Source organism: Massilia aerilata, assembly GCF_042656905.1.
GTDB classification, from domain to species: domain Bacteria; phylum Pseudomonadota; class Gammaproteobacteria; order Burkholderiales; family Burkholderiaceae_D; genus Telluria; species Telluria aerilata.
On the sequence record NZ_JBHSMZ010000010.1, the window covers coordinates 157,512 to 180,132 of the forward strand.

Consider the following 22,621-nt stretch of genomic DNA (forward strand, 5'->3'; position numbering starts at 1 on the left):
TGAAGGGGTAAGACCATGACCGCTCCAAACATGATCTCCGACCAGGCGCTGAAGGGCGTGCGCGTGATCGAGATGGGACAACTGATCGCCGGCCCCTTCGCCGGCAAGACCCTGGGCGAATTCGGCGCCGAGGTCATCAAGATCGAGGCGCCGGGAACGGGCGACCCGCTGCGCAACTGGCGCATGATGAAGGACGGCACCTCGGTCTGGTGGCAGGTCCAGTCGCGCAACAAGCGCTCGGTGGCGCTCGACCTGCGCAGCAGCGAAGGCCAGGAGATCGCGCGCAAGCTGATCGCGGAGGCCGACGTGCTGGTCGAGAACTTCCGGCCCGGTACCCTGGAAAGCTGGGGCATGGGCTATGAGACGCTGTCCGAACTGAACCCGGGCCTGGTCATGCTGCGCATTTCCGGCTACGGACAGACCGGCCCTTACCGCGACTTGCCCGGCTTCGGCGCGATCGGCGAGGCGATGGGCGGCCTGCGCCACCTGACCGGCGAACCGGGACGGGTGCCGGTGCGCTGCGGGATCTCGATCGGCGATACCCTGGCGGCCCTGCACGGCACCATCGGCGTGCTGACCGCGCTCTACCACCGCAAGGTCAATGCTGGCCGCGGCCAGGTGATCGACGTCGCCCTGCACGAAGCCGTGTTCAACGTGATGGAAAGCCTGATCCCCGAGTACAGCGCGTTCGGCGCGGTGCGCGAAGCCGCGGGCAGCGCGCTGCCGGGCATCGCCCCGTCGAATGCCTACCGCTGCAGCGATGGCTATGTGCTGGTCGCCGGCAATGGCGACAGCATCTTCAAGCGCCTCATGACGGCGATCGGCCGCGCCGACCTGGCCGAAGCGCCTGACCTGGCCGACAACGCCGGCCGCGTCAAGCGCGTGGCGGAGCTGGATGCCGCGATCGAGGCCTGGACCATCCAGCGCAGCGTGGCCGCGGTGCTGGCGGCGCTGGGCGAGGCCAAGGTCCCGGCCGGGAAGGTCTATACCGCGCAGGACATCGCGGAAGACCCGCACTACCGCGAGCGCGGCATGATCCTGACCCAGCAGACGCGCGAGGGCTACGAGGTCGAGGTGCCGGGCATCGTGCCCAAGCTGATGGGCACCCCGGGTGCGGTGCGCTCGGCCGCGCCGCGCCTGGGCGAGGACACGGACGCGGTGCTGCGCGAGATCGGCCTGACCGAAGCGCAGATCGCGGCGCTGCGCGAACGCAAGGTGGTGGCATGAACCCCCGCCGCATCCACATCCAGGAAGTCGGCCTGCGCGACGGCCTGCAGGCCGAAACACGCTTCGTGCCGACGATGGAGAAGATCGCGCTGGCAGATGCGCTCTCGAAGGCCGGCGTCGCCAAGCTCGAAGTCAGCTCCTTCGTGTCGCCGAAAGCGGTGCCGGTGCTGGCCGATGCGGTGGAAGTGTTCGCCGGGATCGAAAGAAAACCCGGCGTGGTCTACAGCGCTCTGGTCCCTAACCTGCGCGGCGCCGAGCGCGCCATCGAAGCCCGCGTCATGGAAATGAACCTGGTGATGTCGGCCAGCGAAAGCCACAACCTGAGCAACCTGCGCATGACGCGCGCGCAATCCTTCGCCGGCCTGCGGGACGTGGCGGCGCTGGCGCACGGCCACGGCATCAAGGTGAACGTCTCGCTGTCCTGCAGCTTCGGCTGTCCGATGGAAGGGGAGGTGGAACAGCAGACGGTGCTGGACTTGTGCGCGCGCTTCGTCGACGAACTGCAGGTGCAGGGCATCACCCTGTGCGATACCACCGGCATGGCCTATCCGACCCAGGTGCGCGAGCTGACCGAGAAAGTGCGCACGCGCTGGCCCGCTCTCGAACTGACCCTGCACTTCCATAACACCCGCGGCATGGGTCTGGCCAACGTGCTGGCCGGGATCGAGGCCGGCGCCGAGCGCTTCGACGCCTCGCTGGGCGGCATCGGCGGCTGTCCGTATGCGCCTGGCGCCACCGGCAACGTCTGCACCGAGGAGATCGTGCATGCGCTGGAACTGATGGGCTACGACCCAGGGGTCGACCTCGGCCAGCTGCTAATGGCCGCGCACACGCTGGAAGACCTGCTCGGCCACGCCGTGCCGAGCCAGATCCTCAAGGCCGGCCGGCGCCTGGATCTGCATCCGGTGCCGGCCCCGGCTTGCAGTACTTAAGCGCGCTTCTTGCGGCGCGCAGCCGCGGCGCCGGCCAGGCCCAGGGCCAGCAGGGCGAGCGAACCGGGTTCCGGAACGTTGGCGGTTTCGAAGTTATAGGTGGTCGACACGCCTGCCAGGTCGATGGTGACATTGTCGGCGAAGGCCAGGTAGTCCTTGCTGGCGCCACTGCCCACGCCGACGCTGAAGCCGGAGATGTAGGCCGCGTCGGTGTAGTAGTTACTGCCTTCCCACCCTGCCAGCGACATGTTCACCTGGCTGCCGTTGTTGAGCGTGACGCCCTGACCGGAGACGTTACGGTAAAACATGTCGTTGACACCGCTGCTGTACCAGGTATCGAGCGTAGTGTGGCCATAAGTGCCGTTGTAAACGCCTTCCCAGATCAGTTCGCTGCGCACACCCTTGTCGAACACCGTCACACGCAGGGCAGGCGTGTAGTCAGGGTTGTAGGCGGTACCGGCATTGGAGAGCGCCCAGTCGAAGGTCAAACGGCTCAGCTGGTCGAGCAGGCCCAGGTTGCTGGCGGCCGAGTAGGGATTGCCGAGGCCGAACATGCGGGTACGGTCGCCCGTCATTTCCAGCGAACCATTACCAGAGCGTGCCATGGTGTTGGTAATCGTGCTGCTGCCGCCGTTGCTGTTTTCGCTGGCCGGGCTTACCCACGAGGTCGAGGCTGGGTCGACCGTCACCACGGTGGCATGCGCCGATACGCTCGCTGCCATAACGAGCATGGCAGCCGCGGCTTGTTTGAAGAAGATGGTCATGATGATCCTTTGATGATTCGATATTAACGATAATTGAATTTAAGCAATAAGCATGCCTAGATGCACGATCATATAAAAATCAATTACTTACGAATCAACTCAGGCACCTGACAAGGCAGTCTGTAAAATTTTTCGACAAAATGCAGACCAGTTCGATGACCGGTCTGCACCGTCTTTATTTACAGGGCCACATCCACCCGCGCATACCACGAGCGGCCGTTGATGCCGAACGGGCAGGTCTCCCAGCAGTAGGTGAAGCCCAGCTGCGGGAAGGGGGCGGCCTTGACCGGGTCCCACTTGGTCGGGAAGGTGTTGAACAGGTTGTTGGCGCCGACCGTCACGCTAGCCGCCTTGCTGAAGTTGTAGCGCAGCGTGGCGTCGACGATCCATTTCGCATCCCAGGTCTGCACGAAGGGCGCGGTGAAGCCCTGGCCCTGCACTTCGCCGTAGTAGTTGGCGCGCAGGTTGCCGTTCCAGGCGCCGGTCGTGTAGTCGGCCGACAGCACGTGGTGCTGGCGCGGCTGGCCGCGTTCGATCAGGGTCACCTGCGAATCGTCGAACAGCTGGGTGCCGCTCAGCACCGGCGAATCGGAGTGGCGGCCCGCCACCCTGGTGCGGTTGAAGTCCAGCTGGCCGGACAGCACCAGCGTGGAACCCGGCCAGCGCGTGGTGTGCTCGGCCACGATGTCCAGGCCGCGCGTCTCGGTGTCGATGGCGTTGGTGAAGAACTGCGCCTGGCCCACCTTCAGCGGATCGAGGATGGCCTTGATCGGGCAGGCCGCGGCCGTGGCGCAGGCGCCCGATTCCGGCGCGATGTTCGACGAGAACACGATGCGGTCGTCGATGTCGATGCTCCACAGGTCCGCGGTCAGCGAGAAGTTCGAGGCCGGGCGCAGCACCAGGCCGATGCTGGCGTTCTTCGAAGTCTCCTGCTTCAGGTTGGGGATGCCGAAAGCCTTGGTGACGGCGCTGCCTTCGCGCGCGGTCAGGGTCTCGGTCAGCACGCCGGCCGCGTTCAGGTTGGTCGAAACCGAGCTGTAGAACTTCTGCTGCACGCTGGGTGCGCGGAAGCCGGTCGACACGGTGCCGCGCACGCCCACGGTCTTCGACGGGTCGTAGCGCAGGCTGAGTTTACCGGTAGTGGTGCTGCCGAAGTCCGAGTATTTTTCCCAGCGTACGGCGGCGCCCAGCAGCAGCTCGCTGGTCAGCTTGTGTTCGAGGTCGGCGTAGAGCGCGATGTTGTGGCGGCTATCGTCCACTTCGGTGCCGGGCGTGTAGCCGGGGAAGCCCTGGGTGCCCGATGCCGCGATGCCGCCGGTCTGGTCGCGGATCACGATGGCCGGGTTGTTGCTGCGGCCGTACTGGTAGGAGACCGGGTCGCCGGCGCCGATCGCATAGCCGTCGCGGCGGTATTCGAAGCCGGTGGCGAAGGAGACGTCGCGCCCGCCCAGGTTCAGCGGGCCGCGCAGGTCGGCGTTGACGGTGGTCTGCTTGAATTTCAGCTTGCCGGTATCGGCCTCGAAGGGCGACTGGGCGTAGATGCCGCCGCCCGGCTTCGGCTCGTACCAGTAACTGATGTTGATGGTTTCCTTTTCGTGGAAATCGAGTTCGCTGCGGCCGTGGTTCAGCGAGACGTCGAACTTCCACTGGTCGGCCAGGTCGCGCCGGTAGCCCACCGCCAGCGATTCGTCCTTCACCGTGGTGCGGATGTTCGGCAGGAAGCCGTTCGGGTACACGGACGGTACATTGCGGCCGTCGCCGGCGGAGCGGAAGAAGCCGGCCGAGTCGCCGGTGCGGTGCGAGACGCCGCCGAAGCTGTAGAACTCGGCGCCTTCGGCCACCGGCAGCGCCGCATTCCACCAGAAGTACTTGTCCTTGGCCAGGCTGTCGCCGATGCGCTGGGTGACGCGCGGCGGATCCACGCGCAGGCTGTCGACGCCGGCGCGGTTGGTTTCGCCGCGGTGGCGGCCTTCCACGGTCAGGTTGACGTAGCCGCCGTCGCCGATCGCCCAGCCCTTGTTGGCGCTGCCGGAATACAGCTGGCCGCCGCCTTCGGTGGCGCCGCCGACGGTGCCCGACAGCTGGGTCTCGCTGGTCTGCTGCTTCAGCACGATGTTGATCACGCCGGCAATCGCGTCCGAGCCGTATTGCGCCGCGGCGCCGTCGCGCAGCACCTCGATGCGCTGGATGGCCGACATCGGAATCGCGTTGATGTCGGTGCCGGCCGAGCCGCGGCCGATGGTCTGCTGCACGTTCACCAGGGCCTGCTGGTGGCGGCGCTTGCCGTTGACCAGCACCAGCAGCTGGTCCGGGCCCAGCGAACGCAGGGTGGCCGGGCGGATGATGTCGGTGCCGTCGCTGATGAAGGTCGAGGAGAAGTTGAAGGAAGGATCGAGCGTCTGCATCAGCTTGCCGAGTTCCAGCGGTCCCGCCATCTGCATGTCCTTGGCGCTGATCAGGCCCACCGGCGCCGAGGCGTCGAGCGCCGTGCGGGCCGCGCCGCGCGAGCCGAGCACCACGACCGAGGCCATGCCCTTGTCCCCGGCCTGCTCGGAGGTCTGCTGGGTGGCCTGTTCGGTAGACGATTCCTGGCCCCAAGCCGGCGCAAAGGCCAGCAGCAGGGAAGAAGCGAGGAGGGTGCGGGTAAAGCAGGGCAATGCAGTCTGTTTTCTCATCCTGTAGGTCTCTCGTCGAATTGTTCGGATCCCGGCGTGGCGTGCGCCCGGCCCGGACGAGTCTAGCGAGGTCTGCAGGATATGGACAATTGTTAACAGAGTATGTGTTGTAGTTATGTGCCAATAAGCTAATATTACTTGTATAGCCATGCTGAACTCGGCTATTCTGGGGCAGGCTGGACTGCCTTTCTCCTATGAAGATGGCGGCCGGCTGCGCCATTCCCGGCTTGCGCCCGGAACGGCGAGTCCATCGTCAATTGTGACATTTGGCGAGAATTGCGCCCCACTCAGAGGCACCTGCCGACGTCCGTCCTCCCTCGCGTCACCACCGCCTCGCTGCCATACACCGGAATGTCGAGATAGGGCAGCTCCGTCGCCGCCACCGCCAGCACATAGGCCTGGCGCCCGTTCCGGTGGCGCAGCACGATCTTCGCCACGTAGGCCGGGGCCAGCACGCGCTGGGGCTTGCGCTTGCCCAGGTCCAGGTAGCCGAACTGCATCGCCGCCGATTCGACCGCGTCCGACGGGATCTCGCGCTGGCCGAGCAGGGCGGACAGCTGCAGCAGGATCTGGCGTGCGCCCGCGCGCGGATCGATCAGCGCGGCGCGCTCCAGCACTTCGCCGTTGCCGGGGCGGGTCAGGATGAACAGGGTGTCGAGCTGGCCGTCGCCGGCCACCTGCAGCGCCACGGAGGCGGCGCCCAGCACCGGAATCCCGGCGATGAACTGGCGCCAGGCGCCGATCGCGCGGAACAGCGTGGCTTCCGACTGCCGGCCGGCGCGGTCGGCGCCGCGGCCGAGGGTGCGGAACAGGTGCTCGAAACGCAGCTCGCCCTTGGCGCCGGCCCATTCGGCCAGTTGCAGCTTGAGGGCGCGTTCCTGAACCAGACGCAGCAACGCTTCCTGTTCGGCGCCGCGCGCGAACGGCGCCGCGGCCGGCGCCAGGCCGGACACGAAGCGCAGCGCGCCGGAGGCGTGGTACAGCACCGCGCGGGCGCCGCCGGCCAGGTGGATGACGGTATGGTCGCCGCTCTGCTTCCAGCTGCCGCCGTCGTCATGCGGGCAGCCGTCCTGCTCGCGCAGCAGGCTGACGAAGCGCCGGCTGCGTGCCTGCAGCTGTTCGCGCGAGAGCTGCTGCAGCAGCAGCACGTCGGCATGCGTCGGTGCTTGTTGCGAATCCGCTTCGAGCAGCGAAGCGGCCAGGGTGTGCACATCCATGATTAGCCCTCCGTCCAGTACCACAGCAGGCAGGCCTGCCGGGCAGGCGCCAGGTCGGGGTCCACGACGCCGTGGCCCCACAGGTGATCGCGGTTGATGGTGCTGCGCTCCCAGCGGATGTTGCCGTCGTTCCAGGTGGCGGCATCGCCCACGCAGACCGTCACCGGGTGGTTGTCGACCCACCAGTCCGACACGCCGTCGTGCCAGGCGCGCGAGACCGTATCCCCGGAGATCAGGTTGTCGCCGACGTCCTCGCCGCATTCGTCGGTGGTGATGCCGTCCCACATCAGGTCCCAGGCGCCGCAGTAGATGTGCATGCGCGCGAAGATGTTCCACAGGCCGGTGATGGTGGGCAGGGCGGCGGTGTCGCAGGAATAGGCCATCACCCATTCGTTGTTCCAGTCCTCGCCCAGCTGCCAGTTGGACGAGTTGGCGTACCACTCGGTGGCCGGGGTATCGTACAGCAGCACCGCGTGGCCGGCGTCGTCGTGGTTGCCGTGGGTCTCGATCCAGAACAGGTCGATGTCGTCGGCCCAGTTGCGGTCGTCGCCGCCCTTGTCGCTGTCGCGCAGGTCGGTCTCGAACACATTGGTATTTGCCCAGTAAAACGCGCGGGTGTGGCCGGCCGAACGCAGCTTGGCGTCGAGGCCGTTACTTCGGTTGAAGGTGTAGGTGAGATCGCCCGCCGTGTCCACGTTCGCCGCGCGCGCGTGGTTGAAATAACGGATCGCCTCGACACCGAAACGTGCCATGGTGTTGTCTCCTTTGAAAGGTGCCATGCCTACCTTAGCGCTATGCGCGGTGGATGGGTCTGCTCTGCATCAGCAGTGCGCCGCGGAGCGCTATATAATTGGGTATATTGCGGTATCGACCACGATTCGGAGGTTTCTGTGAGGATTGCGTTAGCGAAAAAATTTGCTGTGGCTGCTGTCATGGGCTGCGCCGCCAGCCTGGTCCAGGCCGGCGACCTGCACGTGTCCGCCGCAGCCAGCCTGACGAATGCTTTCCAGGAAATCGCCCAGACCTATGAAGCGCGGCATGCCGGCGCCAAGGTGCTGCTGAACTTCGGCGCTTCCGGCGCGCTGCTGCAGCAGATGGCCAAGGGGGCGCCGGTCGACGTGTTCGCCTCCGCCGACATGGAAACCATGGACATGGCCGAGAAGCAGAAGCTGGTGGCCGCCGGCGAGCGCCGCGACTTCGTGCGCAACAGCCTGGTCGTGATCGTGCCGCGCGACAGCAAGCTGGCCGTCGCCCGCCTGCAGGACCTCGGCCAGCCGGCGGTGCAGAAGCTCGCCATCGGCAACCCGGCCAGCGTTCCCGCCGGACGCTATACCCGGCACGCGCTGGAAGCGGCGAAAATGTGGACCGGCATCGAAGCCAAGGCCATCCACACCCAGAACGTGCGCCAGGCGCTCGACTACGTGGCGCGCGGCGAGGTCGATGCCGGCTTCGTCTACGGCACCGACGCCGCCCTCATGAAGGACAAAGTGAAGCTTGCGTTCGACGTGCCGCTGGACGTGGCGATCAGCTATCCGATCGCGCGCACCGCGGGCGCGGCCAATCCGGCCGAAGCAAGAAGCTTCATCGACTTCGTGCTGTCGCCGGCGGGGCAGGCGGTGCTGGCCAAGTACGGCTTCCAGAAGCCATGAACGCATGGTCGGCGCTGGCGCTGTCGCTGAAGGTCGCGGGCTGCGCCACGCTGATCGACATCGTGCTCGGCGTCGCGGTCGGCTTCCTGCTGGCGCGCAAGCGCTTTCCGGGACGTGAACTGCTGGACACTCTCCTGACCCTGCCGATGGTGATGCCGCCGACGGTGCTCGGCTACTACCTGCTGGTGCTGGTCGGCCGCCATGGCTGGCTGGGCGCCTGGCTGCAGGACAGCTTCGGCATCAACCTGATCTTCACCTGGCAGGGCGCGGTGATCGCCGCCGCCGTCGTCATCTTCCCGCTGGTGTTCAAGCCGGCGCGCGCCGCCTTCGAGGCGGTCGACGGCCAGCTCGAGCAGGCGGCGCGGGTGCTGGGCATCTCCGAGGCGGCGCTGTTCTTCCGCGTGACCCTGCCGCTGGCCTGGCGCGGCATCCTGGCCGGGGTCCTGCTGGGCTTCGCGCGCGCGCTGGGCGAATTCGGCGCGACCCTGATGGTGGCCGGCAGCATCCCGGGCCGTACCCAGACCCTGTCGATCGCCGTCTACGAAGCCGTGCAGGCCGGGCAGGACGATACCGCCAACCTGATGGTGCTGCTGACTTCCTTCGTGTGCGTGGCCGTGCTGCTGACCGCGGGGCGCCTGGCGCCGGGCCGCCTGGTGGGGAGATAGTCGGCATGCTGCTCGATCTCGACATCCGCAAGAAGCTCAGTGCCGGCAAGCAGAGCTTCCAGCTGGACGTGCGCCTGAAAACGGACAGCCAGCGCATCGTCATCCTCGGCCCGTCCGGCGCCGGCAAGAGTCTCACGCTGAAAGCCATCGCCGGCCTGCTGCGGCCGGACTGCGGCCACATCCGCATCGACGACCACGTGCTGTTCGATGCGTCGCAAGGCATCGACCTGGCGCCGCAGAAGCGCGAACTGGCCTATGTGTTCCAGGACTATGCGCTGTTTCCGCACCTGAGCGTGCGCCAGAACATCGCCTTCCCGCTGGTGCGCGGCTGGTTGAATCCGCGCCGCCATCACGCGCACCAGCAAGTCGATTACTGGCTCGAGGCGTTCCAGCTCAATCATGTGGCGGACCAGTATCCGCATGAGCTGTCGGGCGGGCAGAAGCAGCGCACGGCGCTGGCGCGCGCGCTGGTCACGCGTCCGCGCGCGCTGCTGCTGGACGAGCCCTTCGCCGCCCTGGATCCGGTGCTGCGCGCGCGCATGCGCACCGAGCTGAAGGAACTGCAGCACCGCCTGCAGGTGCCGATGGTCTTGATCACCCACGATCCGGAAGACGCCGCCGTATTCGGCGACCACGTGCTCGACCTGCGCGACGGCCGGCTCGATCCGGGCGCCGGCCCGGTACCCGACGCGCTTCCGTCGAGCCAGAGGACGGGCTTCGGCATCGCATCCACGAGGACGGTATGAACGGAGAAAACACGGGCATCGGTCTGGATGGCGAGATCTGGATGACGGTCGGCGGCGAACACCTCGGCGGACCGAACCGGATCGCGCTGCTGGCGAAGATTGCCGAATGCGGCTCGATCACCCAGGCGGCCAAGGCCATCCGGATGAGCTACAAGGCCGCCTGGGACGCCATCGACGCCATGAACAACCTGGCCGGCGAGCCGCTGGTGGAACGCCTGGCCGGCGGCAAGGGCGGCGGCGGCACCCGCCTGACCGCCCGCGGCGAACAGCTGGTGGCGAACTTTGCGCTGATCGAACGCGAGCACCGCAACTTCGTGAAACGCTTGAGCGAGCATGCGGACGGCATCGCCGACGATTATCGATTGGTCAGGAAGATGAGCATGAGAACCAGCGCACGTAACCAGTTCCTCGGGAAAGTCACCCAGCTCAAGCGCGGCGCCGTCAACGACGAGGTCGAACTGGAAGTCGCGGGCGGCCACGCCATCGTCGCCATCGTGACCCACGAAAGCGTCGACAACCTTGGCCTGCAGGTGGGCGCGGAAGCCTTCGCCCTGGTGAAGTCCTCGTCGATCATCCTGGTGACCGGCGACGATGGCGCCCGCTATTCGGCGCGCAACCGCCTGGCCGGCACCATCGCGCGCGTCGAGCCGGGGGCCGTGAACACCGAAGTCGTGATCGAGCTGGCCGGCGGCGGCTCGGTGGCCGCCATCGTCACCCGCGAATCCAGCGAGAGCATGGGCCTGGCGGTCGGCGGCCAGGCTTCGGCCATCTTCAAGGCATCCAGCGTCATCATCGGCGTGCCGGCCTGACATCGTGTGCCCGCTTCGCGCGGGAAGCGCTACAGTGACGATGTTAGAAGGAGACGCGATGGAATGCGAAATCAAGCTGGCCCTCGATACCGCCAGCGTCAGCCAGATCAAGAAGCTCCCCCTGCTGCGCCCGCAAGGCAGCCCCAGGCCGGTGGAGCGGGAACACGTCGACCGTTATTTCGACACCGCCGACTTCACCCTGTGGCAGCACGGCTTCGCCCTGCGTGTGCGCAGCGCGGGCACGCGCCACGTACAGACCCTGAAGGGCGGCGGCACCGTGGTGGCCGGCCTGCACCGGCGCGTCGAACTGGAAGAAGAGGTGAGCTCGGACGACCCGGACCGCGAGCTGTTCGCGCGCCAGTTGAAAGAGGCGCTGCCGGCGCTGGCGAAGAAGTTCAGCGCCCATGAGGCGGCCCTGGCGCCGGTCTTCACCAACAAGGTCAAGCGCGCCGCCTGGCTGCTGGACCTGGCCGATGGCGGGCAGGTCGAATGCGCGCTCGATACCGGAGAATTGCAGCGCGGCGACCGCGCCGTGCCCGTGCGCGAACTGGAACTCGAGATGAAGCAGGGCGATCCCGCACGTTTATATGCGCTGGCGCGCCAGGTGCACGAGGCGGTGCCGGTGCGGATCGAGAACGTCAGCAAGGCCGAGCGCGGCTATGCGATGGCGGGCTCGGTCGCGCCGCGCGCCGTGAAGGCGACCGCGGTGGCGCTGAAGCGCAAGGCCAGCATGGGCGAGGCCCTGGCCGGCATCCTGCGCAACTGCGTGGAGCAGATGCAGGCCAACGAGCAGGGCGTGCTGGCCGGCGAGGTCGAGAGCCTGCACCAGATGCGGGTCGGCCTGCGCCGCCTGCGCGCCGCCATGGCGATGGTCAGGAACATGGTGCAGCTGCCCGAAGCCTTGGCCGGCGACGTCGAATGGCTGGCCGGAGAACTCGGCGACGCCCGCAACTGGGACGTCTTCATCGAATCGCTGCTGCCCGGCCTGCCGGTGCCGGACGAGCACAAGCCGGCGCTGGCGCGCGTCGAGGTGGCCGCGCGCGAAGAAGCGGAGCGGCATCGCGCCCGCGTGCGCGCGGCGGTCGGCGGTCCGCGCTATACGGGCCTGATGCTGGGCCTGGGCGCCTGGATCGCCGGCGAAGGCTGGCGCGCCGAGGGGCCACCGGTGGGCGCGCTGGAACGGAAGGTGGGCAAGACCGCGCCGCGCCTGGTCCAGCATGCCGCCGCGCGCGTGCGCAAGCGCGCCCGCGGCGTCGACCTGCAGCATCCGGAAACCCTGCACCGGGTGCGCATCGCCGCCAAGAAGGAGAGATATGCGCGCGAATTCTTCGAGGCCCTTAGCCACGGCAAGAAGGAAGCGCGCCGCCACGACATGTTGAGCGGGATGCAGGACGAACTGGGCTCGCTGAACGACGGCGTGGTCGCGCGCGAACTGGTCGGCCAGTTGCGCGAGCGCGTGCCGCAGGAGCTCGCGCTGCTCGGCTTCATCGAAGGGGTGCTGGCGGCGCGCGCTCTTGAAACCCTGCCGCGCGCCGGCAAGCATGTGCGGCGCAAGCTGCGGGCACGGGCCGGTTTTTAAGCCTTCACCGCGAGGAATTCGCCTTTGCCGACCGGGACCAGGCTGGTGGTGAAGCTTTGGTCCGCGCGCACGGTCTCGGTAAATGCAGCCATCTCCTCCGCATGCGAGGTAGCGTTGTCGACCACCAGCAGGCCACCGGCGCGCAGGATGCGTTTCAGGTCCGGCCACCAGGCCAGGTAGGCGCTGCGCTGGGAGTCGAGGAAGACCAGGTCGAATTCCCCATCGCCGAACTTCGCCAGGTGGCCGCCGGCGTCGCCTTCGCGCTGGGTAATGCGATCGTCCAGGCCGGCACGTTCGAAATTCTGTTTCGCCATCGCGACCTTCTGCAGCGACATCTCGATGGTCGTGACATCGCCGTCGATGCTGGCCACGGCATCGGCCAGCCACAAGGTCGAATAGCCGTTCGAGGTGCCGATTTCGAGGATGCGGCGCGCGCCCATCGCCTTGACCAGCACGGCCAGGAATTCGCCGGTGTCGGGCGTGATGTTGAGCATGCGCGTGGCGCGGTTGGCGGCGTCGCCGTCGTGGGCGTCGCCGAAGGCCGCCAGGTCGGCGAGCAGGGTGTGCAGCTGGGTATCCAAGGCATCCTCCTTTGTGGATTCATCTTGCCACATCGGCGCATGCCTTGTTGAATTGGTGCCGGTATCTTTCCCGACCGCCGGCGCCGGTAGGGCGGCCGAGCCGCCGGCTCCTTTCCCTGGGAGCGAGGCGTATTCTGCGGCCGGAATGTGACAGGCGTTTGACTCAGGGCGCGCCGCCGGCGCCCGCCGCATCGCCTTTGGCCACCGTCGTCCACTTGCGCAGCATGCCGGCCAGCGCCGTTCCCGGTTTTGCGCCCGGCGCCAGCAGTCCGACCGCGGCCTGCAGCGCCTTGTCGTCGCGCGTGCCGAACATGCGGGTGCTTTCGGGCACGGCGCGCGGCGTCGCGTCATTTGCCGGGGACTGCGTGGCGCCAGGTGGTTGGCCAGGTCCGCTTCGCGCAGCTGCCAGTCCTCGTCGGCGCCGGCGGCCGGCCGCACCACCAGGTCGGGCGTGACGCCGTGCGCCTGGATCTCGTGTCCGCCCGGTGTGAAGTAGCGCGCCACCGTGAACTTGATGCCGTCCTCCGCGTCGAGCGGAATGACGGACTGGATCGAACCCTTGCCGAAGGTCTGGCTGCCGACGATGGTGGCGCGCCGGTTGTCCTGCAGCGCGCCGGCCAGCAGTTCGGCCGCCGAGGCCGAGGCGCCGTTGACCAGCACCGTCAGCGGCACCGTGCGGGTCCAGGCCGGCAGGCCGGCAAGCACGTCGGCGGTGTCCGCTTCGCGGTAGTAGCGCGGGTCGACGGTGACCTTCGCCTCGGTATCGGCGTCCCTGCCGCGCGCCGTGAACATGGTGGCGCCGGCAGGGAGGAAGGCGCCGCCCACCGCCACCGCCGCCGAAACCAGCCCGCCCCCATCGTTGCGCAAGTCGAGGACGATGCCGCGCGGCGCAGCCTGGGCATCGAGCTTCTTCAGGACGGCCGCCAGGTCGGCGCCGGTGGCGCTGCCGAATTCCGCGATGCGGATCCAGGGCAGGCCGGCTGCCGTCATGCTCATGCGCACCGTATCGTTGTGCATCGCCACGCGCGTGAGGCGCAGGCTGCGCAGCTTGCCGCGGCGCGCGACCGCGACCGTCACCACCGAACCGGCGGCGCCGTGCATGCGCCTGGCGGCCTCGCTGGAGGGCAAGCCCGTGGCCGGGGCGCCGTCGATGGAGACCAGCAGGTCGCCGGCCTGGATGCCGGCCTTGTCGGCGGGCGCCTGCGGCGTCGTGGAGACCACGCGCAGCTGGCCATGCTCGTCTTCGACCTCGATGCCGATGCCGACATAGCTGCCGGTGCTCTCGCGGTCGATCTCGCGCATGGCGTCCTTGTTCATGTATTCGGAATGGGCGTCGAGCGAGGCCAGCATGCCGGCGATCGCGCCCTCGAACAGCTTGCCGTCGTCAGCCTGCGCCACATAGTTGCGCTTGATGAGGGCATAGGTTTCCAGCAGTTTTTCCATCTCGGCGCGCGGCACGGTCACCGCTTGCGCCTGCGCGCTGGCCGCCGGGGCGATTCCCAGCCAGAGCGCGGCCGCACCCGCCATCCATCGTCGTTTCATCATCTTGGGCTCCTTTAGCAGCCATTCTGGCTTGTTCAGGTGTTAACCGGTGTAGGGGCAGGTAAAAGGAGGTAAAGCCGTCGTGCATGGCAGCGCGGCCACGCATATACGCCCTATTGCCGCGTAAATCTTTTCCACCGGGAAAAAAACACCGATAATCGGTGTTTTGGCGGCCCCGTCAGCCGCCCCGTCCAGGAGAACTCCGTGCAAGACAAGCCCCACGACCACGCGCAGCCCGAAGCCGGCCAGCCCGCCAATCCTTCGCGCCGCAAGATCTTCCAGGCCGCCGCCGCGGTCGGCCTGTCGACCACGCTGCCGGCCGCCAGTGAAGCGGCGGCGGCCCATCCGAAGGCCACGAAAGTCACCAAGGGCTCGCTCGACGCCAAGCTCAAGGAACACGTCAAGAACGTGGTCGTGATCTATCTCGAGAACCGCAGCTTCAACAACCTGTTCGCCGACTTCCCGGGCCTGGCCCAGCCGCTGGCCGAGCTGCCGGCGTCTGCCAGCGCGCAGAAGGACCGCGACGGCAGCGTGCTGCCGGAACTTCCTAAAATCTGGGGCGGCATGGTGCCGGCGCGCCAGAACCTGGGCGGCAAGGATTACATCATCAAGGAAGACGAGATCCAGCATCTGCCGAACGCGCCCTTCAAGCTCAGCGATGCGCAGGGCAAGCCGCTGCCGGAAGGCCTGGTCACGCGTGATCTGGTGCACAACTTTTTTCACAACCAGATGCAGATCAACGGCGGCAAGAACGACGGCTTCGTCGCCTGGGGCGACAGCGGCGCGCTGGTGATGGGCCATTACGGCGAGACCCAGAAGAACCTGGGCCTGGTCCAGATCGCGCGCGAGTTCACGCTGTGCGACAACTTCTTCATGGGCGCCTTCGGCGGGTCCTACCTGAACCACCAGTTCCTGATCAGTGGCCGCACGCCGGAATTCTTCAACGCCGCGGAGACCCCGGCCAGGAAGAAGATCGCCGTGCTGGAAGACGGTCCGCAGGGCGTGCGCCTGGCGGTGGCGCCGGATTCGCCGAAGTCCGCGCTGGAGGGCAAGCCGAAGTTCGTCAACAACGGCCCGATCACGCCGGACGGCTACGCAGTCAACACCATGGCCCCGCCTTACCAGCCGAGCTGGGTGAAGCCGGCGCCGGGCGGCGATGCCAACCTGGCTGATCCGATGGACCCCTCGGTGCTGCCGCCGCAGAGCTATCGCACCATCGGCGACCTGCTGTCCGAGCGCAAGGTCAGCTGGACCTGGTATGGCGGCGCCTGGCAAGCGGCGCTGGACGGCCGCGGCGAAGGTTCGCGTCCGAACTTCCAGCACCACCACCAGCCCTTCAATTACTTCAAGCAGTTCGGGCCCGGTACCGCCGCGCGCGAACAACACATCCGCGACGGCGGCCTGGGCGACAGCCCGATCTCGAACAAGTTCATCGCCGACGTGGTGGCGGGCCGCCTGCCGGCCGTCAGCTTCTACAAGCCGCAGGGCAACCTGAACCTGCACGCCGGCTACTCGGACATCGAGTCGGGCGACGCCCACGTGGCCAACGTCATCGAGCACCTCAAGAAGTCGCCGCAGTGGAAGGACATGGTGGTCGTGATCACCTTTGACGAGAACGGCGGCTGGTGGGACCACGTGGCGCCGCCCAAGGGCGACCGCTGGGGCCCCGGCTCGCGCATCCCGGCCATCGTGGTGTCGCCGTTTGCCAGGAAGGGCGCGGTCGACCACAACTTCTACGACACGACCTCGATCCTGCGCTTCCTCACCCGCCTGCACGGCCTGCCGCTGCTGGAAGGCCTGGCCGCGCGCAACGCCGCCTTCGAAGCGCGCGGCGCCCGCCCGCCGGGCGATCTGACGGCGACGCTCAGTTTCCGCTGAGCATCTTCCGACATGCTGAGCGGCCTCTCGAGGCCGCTTTTTTTATGGAAAGTTTCCAGACGGCTAACGCGCGCTTGGCCACTAAACACGGCGATACACTGCCTGCCTACCGTTGTCATTCGAACACGGCCCAAACTTCACCATAAGACATCAGGAGAAACGACATGCAGAAGAATAAGACCTTGAAAGGCCTGCTGGCCGTATCGGCCGTGGCCGCCATGTTCAGCGCTGTGGGCGTCCACGCCCAGACCGCTGTCAGCTCGAGCCCGTCCCAGACCGGCACCAGCAGCACCAATCCCAACCAGGCCGGCAAGACCACCAAGGAAGGGACCATGGACAACAGCAACAGCACGGGCATGGAAAACCGCAGCAACCAGCCGACCAAGATGGACAAGTCCATGGGCGCCAGCTCGGCCGGCCAGTCGACCTCCAGCTCGAGCACGTCCAAAATGACCGGCAAGACCATGCATGACGGCACGGTCGGCAACACCAACAGCCAGGGCATGGAAAACCGTACCGGCGGCGCGATGGGCGCCAGCGGTGCGGCCGGCGCAACGGCTTCCGGCGCCAAGCTGAGCAGCGGCGACGCCGGCATCCTGAAGGACATGGCGATGGCCAACATGGCCGAGATCGAAGGCGGCAAGCTGGCCCAGAGCAAGGGCCAGAGCGCCGAAGTGAAGGCCTTCGGCCAGCAGATGATCGACGACCATAGCGCCAACCTGAAGGAAGTCCAGGCCCTGGCCGAGAAGCACAGCGTGACCCTGCCGACCGAGCCGGACGCCAAGCACAAGGCCATGGCCGCCAAGCTCGAGAAGATGAGCGGCGCCGATTTCGACAAGGCCTACATGAAGCAGGCCGGCGTGCAGGACCACAAGACCGTCCACGCCAAGCTGATGGCGGCTTCCAAGAAAGCCAAGGATGCGGACGTGAAGGCCCTGGTCGACAAGACCGAGCCGGTGGTGGCGCAGCACTTGAAGTCGGCGGAGTCGGCTTCGATGGCGAAGTCGGGTACTGCGGCCGGCAAGTAACTTTTCCAAGGTCGTCCCCGCGCTTTACCGACGTCGTCCCCGCGCTTTACCAACGTCGTCCCCGCGAAGGCGGGGATCCAAGTTTGTATGCGTTTCGGTGAGGCACGCAGAACTTGGGGGGATAGCGCCAGTGGCGCTATCCCGCCTGCGCGGGAACGACGGCTATAAGGCGCGGGAACGACGGTTAGCGCTCGTACTCCCTCAAGCGCAGCTTCGCTGCCCCAGCAAGCCCCTTAATCTCTCCACATCGATCGGCTTGGTCAAATGATGATCGCACCCCGCCTCCAAGGCGCGCTGGCGGTCCTTGTCCTGGCCCCAGCCCGTGGTGGCGATCACCGTCAGCGCCGAACCGCCGGGCAGCTTGCGCAGCCTGCGCGCCAGTTCGTAGCCGTTCAGGTCGGGCAGGCCGATATCCAGCAGCACCGCATCCGGGCCGAAGCTCGGGGCGAGCGCCAGCGCCGACTGGGCCGTGTGCGCCACCCGCGTCTCGCAGCCATACATGCCGAGCGCCATCGTCAGCGCCTCGGCGGCATCGAGATTGTCGTCGACCACCAGCACGCGCATGGCCTCGGGCATTCCTGCGCCGCCGCCCTGCGCGTCCTGTTCCGCGGGCGCGTCCGCCGCGCATGGGGCCGCCTCCAGCAGCGGCAGGCGCACCGTGAATTCGCTGCCCCTGCCTGGACCGGCGCTGGCGGCCTGGATGCCGCCGCCATGCAGTTCGACGATGCCGCGCACCAGCGCCAGGCCGATCCCCAGGCCGCCCTTGGCACGGTCGAGTGCCGGTTCCAGTTGCGAAAACATCTCGAATACGCTTTCCAGCTTCGAGGCCGGAATGCCGATGCCGGAATCGCGCACCGTCAGCTCGGCGATGCCGGCCCGGCTGCGCAGGCGCAGCTCGATGATGCCGCCGTCCGGCGTGTACTTGATGGCGTTGTTCAGCAGGTTGACGATCACCTGCGACAGCCGCGTGGCGTCGCCGTCGACCAGCAGCGGCGGTCCGGCGAGGTCCAGGCGCAAGGTGTGGCGCGCATTGCGCAGGGCGCCGGCCAGGTCCTGCAGTGCGCCCTGGACCAGCGCACCCAGCTCGACCGGCGCGCGGCGCAGCTGCATGCGCCCCTGGGTGATGCGCGAGACTTCCATCAGGTCGTCGACCAGGTGGGTCAGGTGGCGCAGCTGGCGGTCGAAGGCCTGCAGCAGGCGGCCGTCCAGGGCCGGCGCGTTGCCCCGGTCTTCCTTGAGCTTCATGACGTCGAGCGCATTGCGCATCGGCGCCAGCGGGTTGCGCAGCTCGTGCGAAAGCGTCGCCAGGAACTCGTCCTTGCGGCGGTCGGCCGCCGACAGCTGGGTATTCAGTAAGCGCAGCTGCACCTCCGCGCGTTCGTGCGCGCTCGACGCCGCCTCGGCGGCCCGGCGCGCCGCCAGCAGCTCGCGTTCGTAGGCGTGGCGGTCGGCCGACTGGAACACCGCCCACTGGTCGACCACCCGGCCGGCCTGCAGGCAGCGCACGATATTGACCAGCACCGGCAGGCGCCGGCCGTCGCGGTGGCACAGCGCGATCTGGATCTCGGCCACCGCGCCCCGGTCCTGCAGCATCGGCAGGCAGTGGGTGTGATGGAACAGGCGCGCGCCCATGGTCAGCAGCTCGGCCATGCGCAGCTTGCCGGCCAGTTCGTCTTCCTCGTAGCCGAGCCAGCCGCGCAGCGTGGCGTTGGCGCGCAGGATCAGGCCGTCGGCATCGGTCAGCAGCAGGCCGCAGGCGGCCTGTTCGAACAGCGCGTCGGCGCCGGGCAGCAGGGTGTCCACGCCGCTCAGCGCAGGACCTGCGCGAGAAAGCCGTCGATCGCGCGCGAGCTCTCGGTGGGCGCGCTCATGTGCGGGCAATGGCCGACGTTGCGGATCGTGCGCAGGGTGCTGTCCGGCAGGTGGCGCTGCAGCCAGTCGCCGACCTGGCGCGGCGCGATCAGGTCGTCGCTGCACTGCAGGATCAGGGCCGGCACCTGCGAGCGCGGGACGTCGGCGCGGTGGTCGGAATAGAAGGTCACGCGCGCGAAGTGACGCGCGATCTCGGGATCGTTGCGGCAGAAGCGCTCGGTCAGTTCCTCGCTCAGCAGCGGCTGGTTGGGCGCGCCCATGATCATCGGCGCCACCTTGCGCGACCAGCCGAGGTAGTTCGCATCCATGGTGTCGATCAGGCCGTCGATGTCCTCGCGGTTGAAGCCGCCCACGTAGTCGCCGTCGTTGATGAAGCAGGGAGAAGGCCCGACCATGACCTGGGCCGCGAAGCGTCGCGGCGCCTCGATCGCGGCCAGCATGGCGATGGTGGCGCCGACCGAATGCCCGACCAGCACCACCGGCCCGGCGCCCGCGGCGGCGTCGACGATCTCGAGCAGGTCGGCGGCGTGGCCGTGCAGGGTAGCGTAGGTGGTGCGGTCGTAGCGGGACAGGTCGGACTGCCCGCAGCCGGCCAGGTCGTAGGTGAGGACGCGGAAGCGGTCTTCATAGGCCGGCGCGAGGAAGCGCCACATGGTCTGGTCGCAGCCAAAGCCATGGATGAAGACCATGGTGGCCGCACCTTCGCCGGCGGTGTGGACGTGATGGCGCATTTGTACGGACATGTTCCCTCCATGTGCCCAGCTGGCCGAAAGGAAAAAAAGCGAGCCCATTGTGCGCTGCGATGGGGCGCGATGTCTAGTACAAAATGCTGGAGCCAAGTGAGGTCATGCCGGTTGCATGAGCGATGCGCGCACGTTCTTCCTCGCCCCGGTTCTGGCTGGTTTTCCACTTCCCTTGCAGGCGCCCGATGGCGATCTCGATGCCCACCGTCGCCCGCACCAGTTTGGCGATGTAGTCGGGCGGCGCATCGTCCACCGACCAGCCGCGGCCGTGCGCTGCCTCCTGGCGGCGCGTCGCGCGGCGCATGTGGGCCAGCAGCCATTCCGTATCGTCGACCACGCGCAGGCGCCCGTGCGCATGCACGACGGCGTAGTTCCAGGTCGGCACCGCGCGGCCTTCCACCGCCTGCAGGTCGTAGAGCTCGGGCGAGACATAGCCGGAGGGGCCCTGGAAGATCGCCAGCACCGCCGCGCCGTCCTGGCGCCACAGGGGATTGGCGCGCGCCACGTGGGCGCGCAGCAGGCCTTGCGGCGCCTCGCTTGAAGCCGGCGCCAGTTCGAAGGGGAGGTGGTCGGCGGCCAGGCCGTCGCCATCCACGCGCACCAGGGCGCCGAGCGGATGGCGCTCGATCAGGCCGTGCATCACGTCGATGCGTTCTTCCGAAAAGTGGGCGGGCAGGTACATCAGCCGGCGCCTTCGACCACGACGTCGCCGCGCAGCGAGCTGGCGATGTAGCAGCGCGCATGGGCTTCCTGGTGCAGCTGCGCCAGCACCCCCGGGGCCGGCTGCTGCCCAGCAAAATCGATCCGCGGCCGCAGCACGATGCGCACGATCGCCTGCCGGCCTTGTTCGTCGGCGTCGAGGTAGCCGGTGGCGCTGTCGCGGTAGCGGTCGACCACCAGGCCGCGCGCCGCCGCCAGCGACAGGAAGAACAGCATGTGGCAGCTGCTGGCGCTTGCTACCAGCGCCTCTTCCGGGTCGACGGCGGCCGGGTCGGACATCGGCAGCGGTACAGACAGGGGCGAGGACGACGCCGGCACCGACAGGCCGCCATCGAACTGCCAGCTGTGCGCGCGGCTGTAGCGCTGATCGGTAAAGGCCTGGGCGCCGCGTTCCCAGGCAAGGCTGGCGTCGAATGTTTTCATGGGATCCATCATAGGCCGGGCAGTGGCTTGCCGGAATAGCCAATAAGGGCGAAGATGGGCATACCAATTTGCGCCCTGCCTTCATGCACGTCCACGACATCCTCGCCGCCATCCCGCTAGCGCGCGCCTCCGCCACGCCGCTGTTCCGCCAGCTCTACCTGCAGCTGAAGGAAGCGATCCTGGCCGGCGGCATCGCGCCCTCGGCGCGCCTGCCGGCCACGCGCGAGCTGGGCCGCCTGCTCGGCGTCTCGCGCCAGACCGTGCTGGCCGCCTACGAGCAGCTGATGGCCGAGGGCTACCTGGAAGGCGCGGTCGGGAAGGGGACCTTCGTCAGCGCCTCATTGCCAGCCGCGGCCGCGGCCAGGGGCAAGGCGTCCACGGATGAAACCGCGCCGCCGCTGGTGCGTCCGCTGTCCACGCGCGGCGAAGCGATGGCGGCGGCGATGGCGCGCGTGCGCCACCACGACGGTCCGCTGCGGACCTTCCGCATCAGTATGCCGGGCCTGGACCTGTTTCCCTTCGAGGTCTGGCGCAAGCTCGAGGCGCGCCACTGGCGCCGCCGCCAGGTCCCGCTGGGCTATGGCGGCCCGGCCGGCCATGCGCCGCTGCGCGAACTGCTGTGCGCCTACCTGAAGGCGTCGCGCGGGGTGCATTGCGTGCCCGGGCAGATCGTCATCACCACCGGTTCGCAGCAGGCTTTATACCTGCTGGCCCAGCTGCTGCTGGCGCCAGGCGAGGGCGTGTGGCTGGAGTCGCCCGGCTACCAGGGCGCGCTGGCGCCGTTCGCGGTGGCCGGCGCGCGCATCTGCCCGGTGCCGGTCGACGCCGAGGGCATGAACGTGGCCTATGCGGCCAAACACTATCCGGATGCGCGCCTGGCCTTCGCCACGCCCTCCCACCAGCTGCCGCTGGGCGTGACCATGAGCCTCGCACGGCGCCTGGAGCTGCTGCGCTGGGCCCAGGCCAGACGCGCCTGGATCGTCGAGGACGACTACGACAGCGAGTACCGCTACACCGGCCCGCCGCTGGCCTCGCTGCAAAGCCTGGACCGCAGCGGCTGCGTGATCTACGTCGGCACCCTGTCGAAGGTGCTGTTTCCGGGACTGCGCCTGGGCTACATCGTGGCGCCGCCCGCGCTGGCCGAACCGCTGGCGCGCGCCAAGGCCGTGGTCGACCGCCACAGCCCCATCGTGCCGCAGGCGGTGCTGGCGGACTTCATCCAGGAAGGCCACTTCGCGCGCCATATCCGTCGCACCCGCGACGCCTATGGCGAACGGCGGATCGCCATGCTGGAGGCGATCCAGGCGCGGATGCAGGGCGCGCTGGCCTGCGGCCCCTCAGATGCCGGCCTGGATTTGTGCGTGGGCGTCACAAATGGCTTGCGCGAGGCCGAAGCGGCGGCGCGCGCGGAGGAGGAGGGCGTCGACGTGCGGCCGCTGTCCTATTACACGAACCCGTCGGCCGGCCCCGATTGCGCCGTGCCGCCCGGCCTGCTGCTGGGTTTTTCGGCGTTCACGCCGGCGCAGATCCGCGCCGGCATCCAGCAGCTGGAAAAGGCTATTTGCTGAGCA

At 67.8% G+C, this 22,621-nt stretch carries 19 protein-coding genes; 10 read left to right on the forward strand and 9 right to left on the reverse strand.

What is annotated here, in order from left to right; all coding sequences use genetic code 11:
- Positions 1 to 15: 15 nt before the first annotated feature.
- Both ACFPO9_RS15270 and ACFPO9_RS15275 read left to right on the forward strand, forming a co-directional pair.
- Positions 16 to 1,227, forward strand: coding sequence for a CaiB/BaiF CoA transferase family protein (locus tag ACFPO9_RS15270; RefSeq protein WP_379771970.1), 1,212 nt, complete (start codon positions 16 to 18; stop codon positions 1,225 to 1,227).
- Positions 1,224 to 2,159: a hydroxymethylglutaryl-CoA lyase gene (locus tag ACFPO9_RS15275; protein WP_379771971.1), complete on the forward strand. Its 936-nt coding sequence runs from the start codon at positions 1,224 to 1,226 to the stop codon at positions 2,157 to 2,159. Before ACFPO9_RS15270 ends, ACFPO9_RS15275 begins: the two co-directional genes overlap by 4 nt.
- On the opposite strand, the gene ACFPO9_RS15280 is transcribed toward ACFPO9_RS15275, so the two are convergent.
- The 4 genes from ACFPO9_RS15280 to ACFPO9_RS15295 form a co-directional block, all read right to left on the reverse strand.
- Positions 2,156 to 2,923, reverse strand: a complete 768-nt coding sequence (locus ACFPO9_RS15280) for a PEP-CTERM sorting domain-containing protein (protein ID WP_379771972.1) — start codon at positions 2,921 to 2,923, stop codon at positions 2,156 to 2,158. The two genes, ACFPO9_RS15275 and ACFPO9_RS15280, sit on opposite strands and share 4 nt — an antisense overlap.
- A 179-nt stretch (positions 2,924 to 3,102) precedes the next feature.
- Complete coding sequence (locus tag ACFPO9_RS15285; RefSeq protein ID WP_379771973.1) at positions 3,103 to 5,598, reverse strand: TonB-dependent receptor plug domain-containing protein; 2,496 nt, start codon at positions 5,596 to 5,598, stop codon at positions 3,103 to 3,105.
- Positions 5,599 to 5,885: 287 nt separating this feature from the next.
- Positions 5,886 to 6,815: a hypothetical protein gene (locus ACFPO9_RS15290; protein WP_379771974.1), complete on the reverse strand. Its 930-nt coding sequence runs from the start codon at positions 6,813 to 6,815 to the stop codon at positions 5,886 to 5,888.
- A 2-nt stretch (positions 6,816 to 6,817) separates the two neighbouring features.
- Entirely contained in the window at positions 6,818 to 7,567 is a 750-nt protein-coding gene (locus tag ACFPO9_RS15295) for a DUF6345 domain-containing protein (RefSeq protein ID WP_379771975.1), read from the reverse strand.
- 180 nt (positions 7,568 to 7,747) lie between these two features.
- Between ACFPO9_RS15295 and modA the strand changes: the two genes are divergently transcribed.
- From modA to ACFPO9_RS15320, 5 genes are read left to right on the forward strand one after another with little or no spacing between them, the layout of a single operon-like run.
- A complete protein-coding gene (gene modA, locus ACFPO9_RS15300) occupies positions 7,748 to 8,464 on the forward strand; it encodes a molybdate ABC transporter substrate-binding protein (protein WP_379772145.1) in 717 nt (238 codons plus the stop codon).
- Positions 8,461 to 9,129 carry a molybdate ABC transporter permease subunit gene (gene modB, locus ACFPO9_RS15305; RefSeq protein WP_379771976.1) on the forward strand — a complete coding sequence of 223 codons (669 nt, stop codon included), beginning with the start codon at positions 8,461 to 8,463 and terminating at the stop codon, positions 9,127 to 9,129. Before modA ends, modB begins: the two co-directional genes overlap by 4 nt.
- Before the next feature lie 5 nt (positions 9,130 to 9,134).
- Positions 9,135 to 9,875 carry an ABC transporter ATP-binding protein gene (locus ACFPO9_RS15310; protein ID WP_379771977.1) on the forward strand — a complete coding sequence of 247 codons (741 nt, stop codon included), beginning with the start codon at positions 9,135 to 9,137 and terminating at the stop codon, positions 9,873 to 9,875.
- Positions 9,872 to 10,684 (forward strand): TOBE domain-containing protein, encoded by an 813-nt coding sequence (locus tag ACFPO9_RS15315; RefSeq protein WP_379771978.1) that lies wholly within the window; start codon positions 9,872 to 9,874, stop codon positions 10,682 to 10,684. Before ACFPO9_RS15310 ends, ACFPO9_RS15315 begins: the two co-directional genes overlap by 4 nt.
- A gap of 58 nt (positions 10,685 to 10,742) precedes the next feature.
- Positions 10,743 to 12,263: a CYTH and CHAD domain-containing protein gene (locus ACFPO9_RS15320; protein ID WP_379771979.1), complete on the forward strand. Its 1,521-nt coding sequence runs from the start codon at positions 10,743 to 10,745 to the stop codon at positions 12,261 to 12,263.
- Here the strand turns inward: ACFPO9_RS15320 and ACFPO9_RS15325 are convergent.
- Positions 12,260 to 14,389, reverse strand: a complete 2,130-nt coding sequence (locus tag ACFPO9_RS15325) for a S41 family peptidase (protein WP_379771980.1) — start codon at positions 14,387 to 14,389, stop codon at positions 12,260 to 12,262. The two genes, ACFPO9_RS15320 and ACFPO9_RS15325, sit on opposite strands and share 4 nt — an antisense overlap.
- A 201-nt stretch (positions 14,390 to 14,590) precedes the next feature.
- Here ACFPO9_RS15325 and ACFPO9_RS15330 point away from each other — a divergent pair, with 201 nt between their 5' ends.
- Together ACFPO9_RS15330 and ACFPO9_RS15335 are read left to right on the forward strand one after the other, a co-directional pair.
- A complete protein-coding gene (locus tag ACFPO9_RS15330; RefSeq protein WP_379771981.1) occupies positions 14,591 to 16,264 on the forward strand; it encodes an acid phosphatase in 1,674 nt (557 codons plus the stop codon).
- 164 nt (positions 16,265 to 16,428) lie between these two features.
- On the forward strand, positions 16,429 to 17,292 hold the full coding sequence (locus ACFPO9_RS15335; protein ID WP_379771982.1) for a DUF4142 domain-containing protein: 864 nt from the start codon (positions 16,429 to 16,431) through the stop codon (positions 17,290 to 17,292).
- A gap of 201 nt (positions 17,293 to 17,493) precedes the next feature.
- Here ACFPO9_RS15335 and ACFPO9_RS15340 read toward each other — a convergent pair whose 3' ends face one another.
- The 4 genes from ACFPO9_RS15340 to ACFPO9_RS15355 all read right to left on the reverse strand — a co-directional run bounded on the left by ACFPO9_RS15340 (position 17,494) and on the right by ACFPO9_RS15355 (position 21,050).
- Positions 17,494 to 19,095: a hybrid sensor histidine kinase/response regulator gene (locus tag ACFPO9_RS15340; protein WP_379771983.1), complete on the reverse strand. Its 1,602-nt coding sequence runs from the start codon at positions 19,093 to 19,095 to the stop codon at positions 17,494 to 17,496.
- A gap of 5 nt (positions 19,096 to 19,100) precedes the next feature.
- Entirely contained in the window at positions 19,101 to 19,907 is an 807-nt protein-coding gene (locus ACFPO9_RS15345) for an alpha/beta fold hydrolase (RefSeq protein WP_379771984.1), read from the reverse strand.
- Between the two features lie 73 nt (positions 19,908 to 19,980).
- On the reverse strand, positions 19,981 to 20,589 hold the full coding sequence (locus ACFPO9_RS15350; RefSeq protein ID WP_379771985.1) for an FMN-binding negative transcriptional regulator: 609 nt from the start codon (positions 20,587 to 20,589) through the stop codon (positions 19,981 to 19,983).
- Entirely contained in the window at positions 20,589 to 21,050 is a 462-nt protein-coding gene (locus ACFPO9_RS15355) for an OsmC family protein (RefSeq protein WP_379771986.1), read from the reverse strand. The genes ACFPO9_RS15350 and ACFPO9_RS15355 overlap by 1 nt, the downstream gene beginning before the upstream one ends.
- Positions 21,051 to 21,133: 83 nt before the next feature.
- On the opposite strand from ACFPO9_RS15355, the gene pdxR reads away from it, so the two are divergent.
- Positions 21,134 to 22,618: a MocR-like pyridoxine biosynthesis transcription factor PdxR gene (gene pdxR / locus ACFPO9_RS15360; protein ID WP_379771987.1), complete on the forward strand. Its 1,485-nt coding sequence runs from the start codon at positions 21,134 to 21,136 to the stop codon at positions 22,616 to 22,618.
- Positions 22,619 to 22,621: the final 3 nt, after the last annotated feature.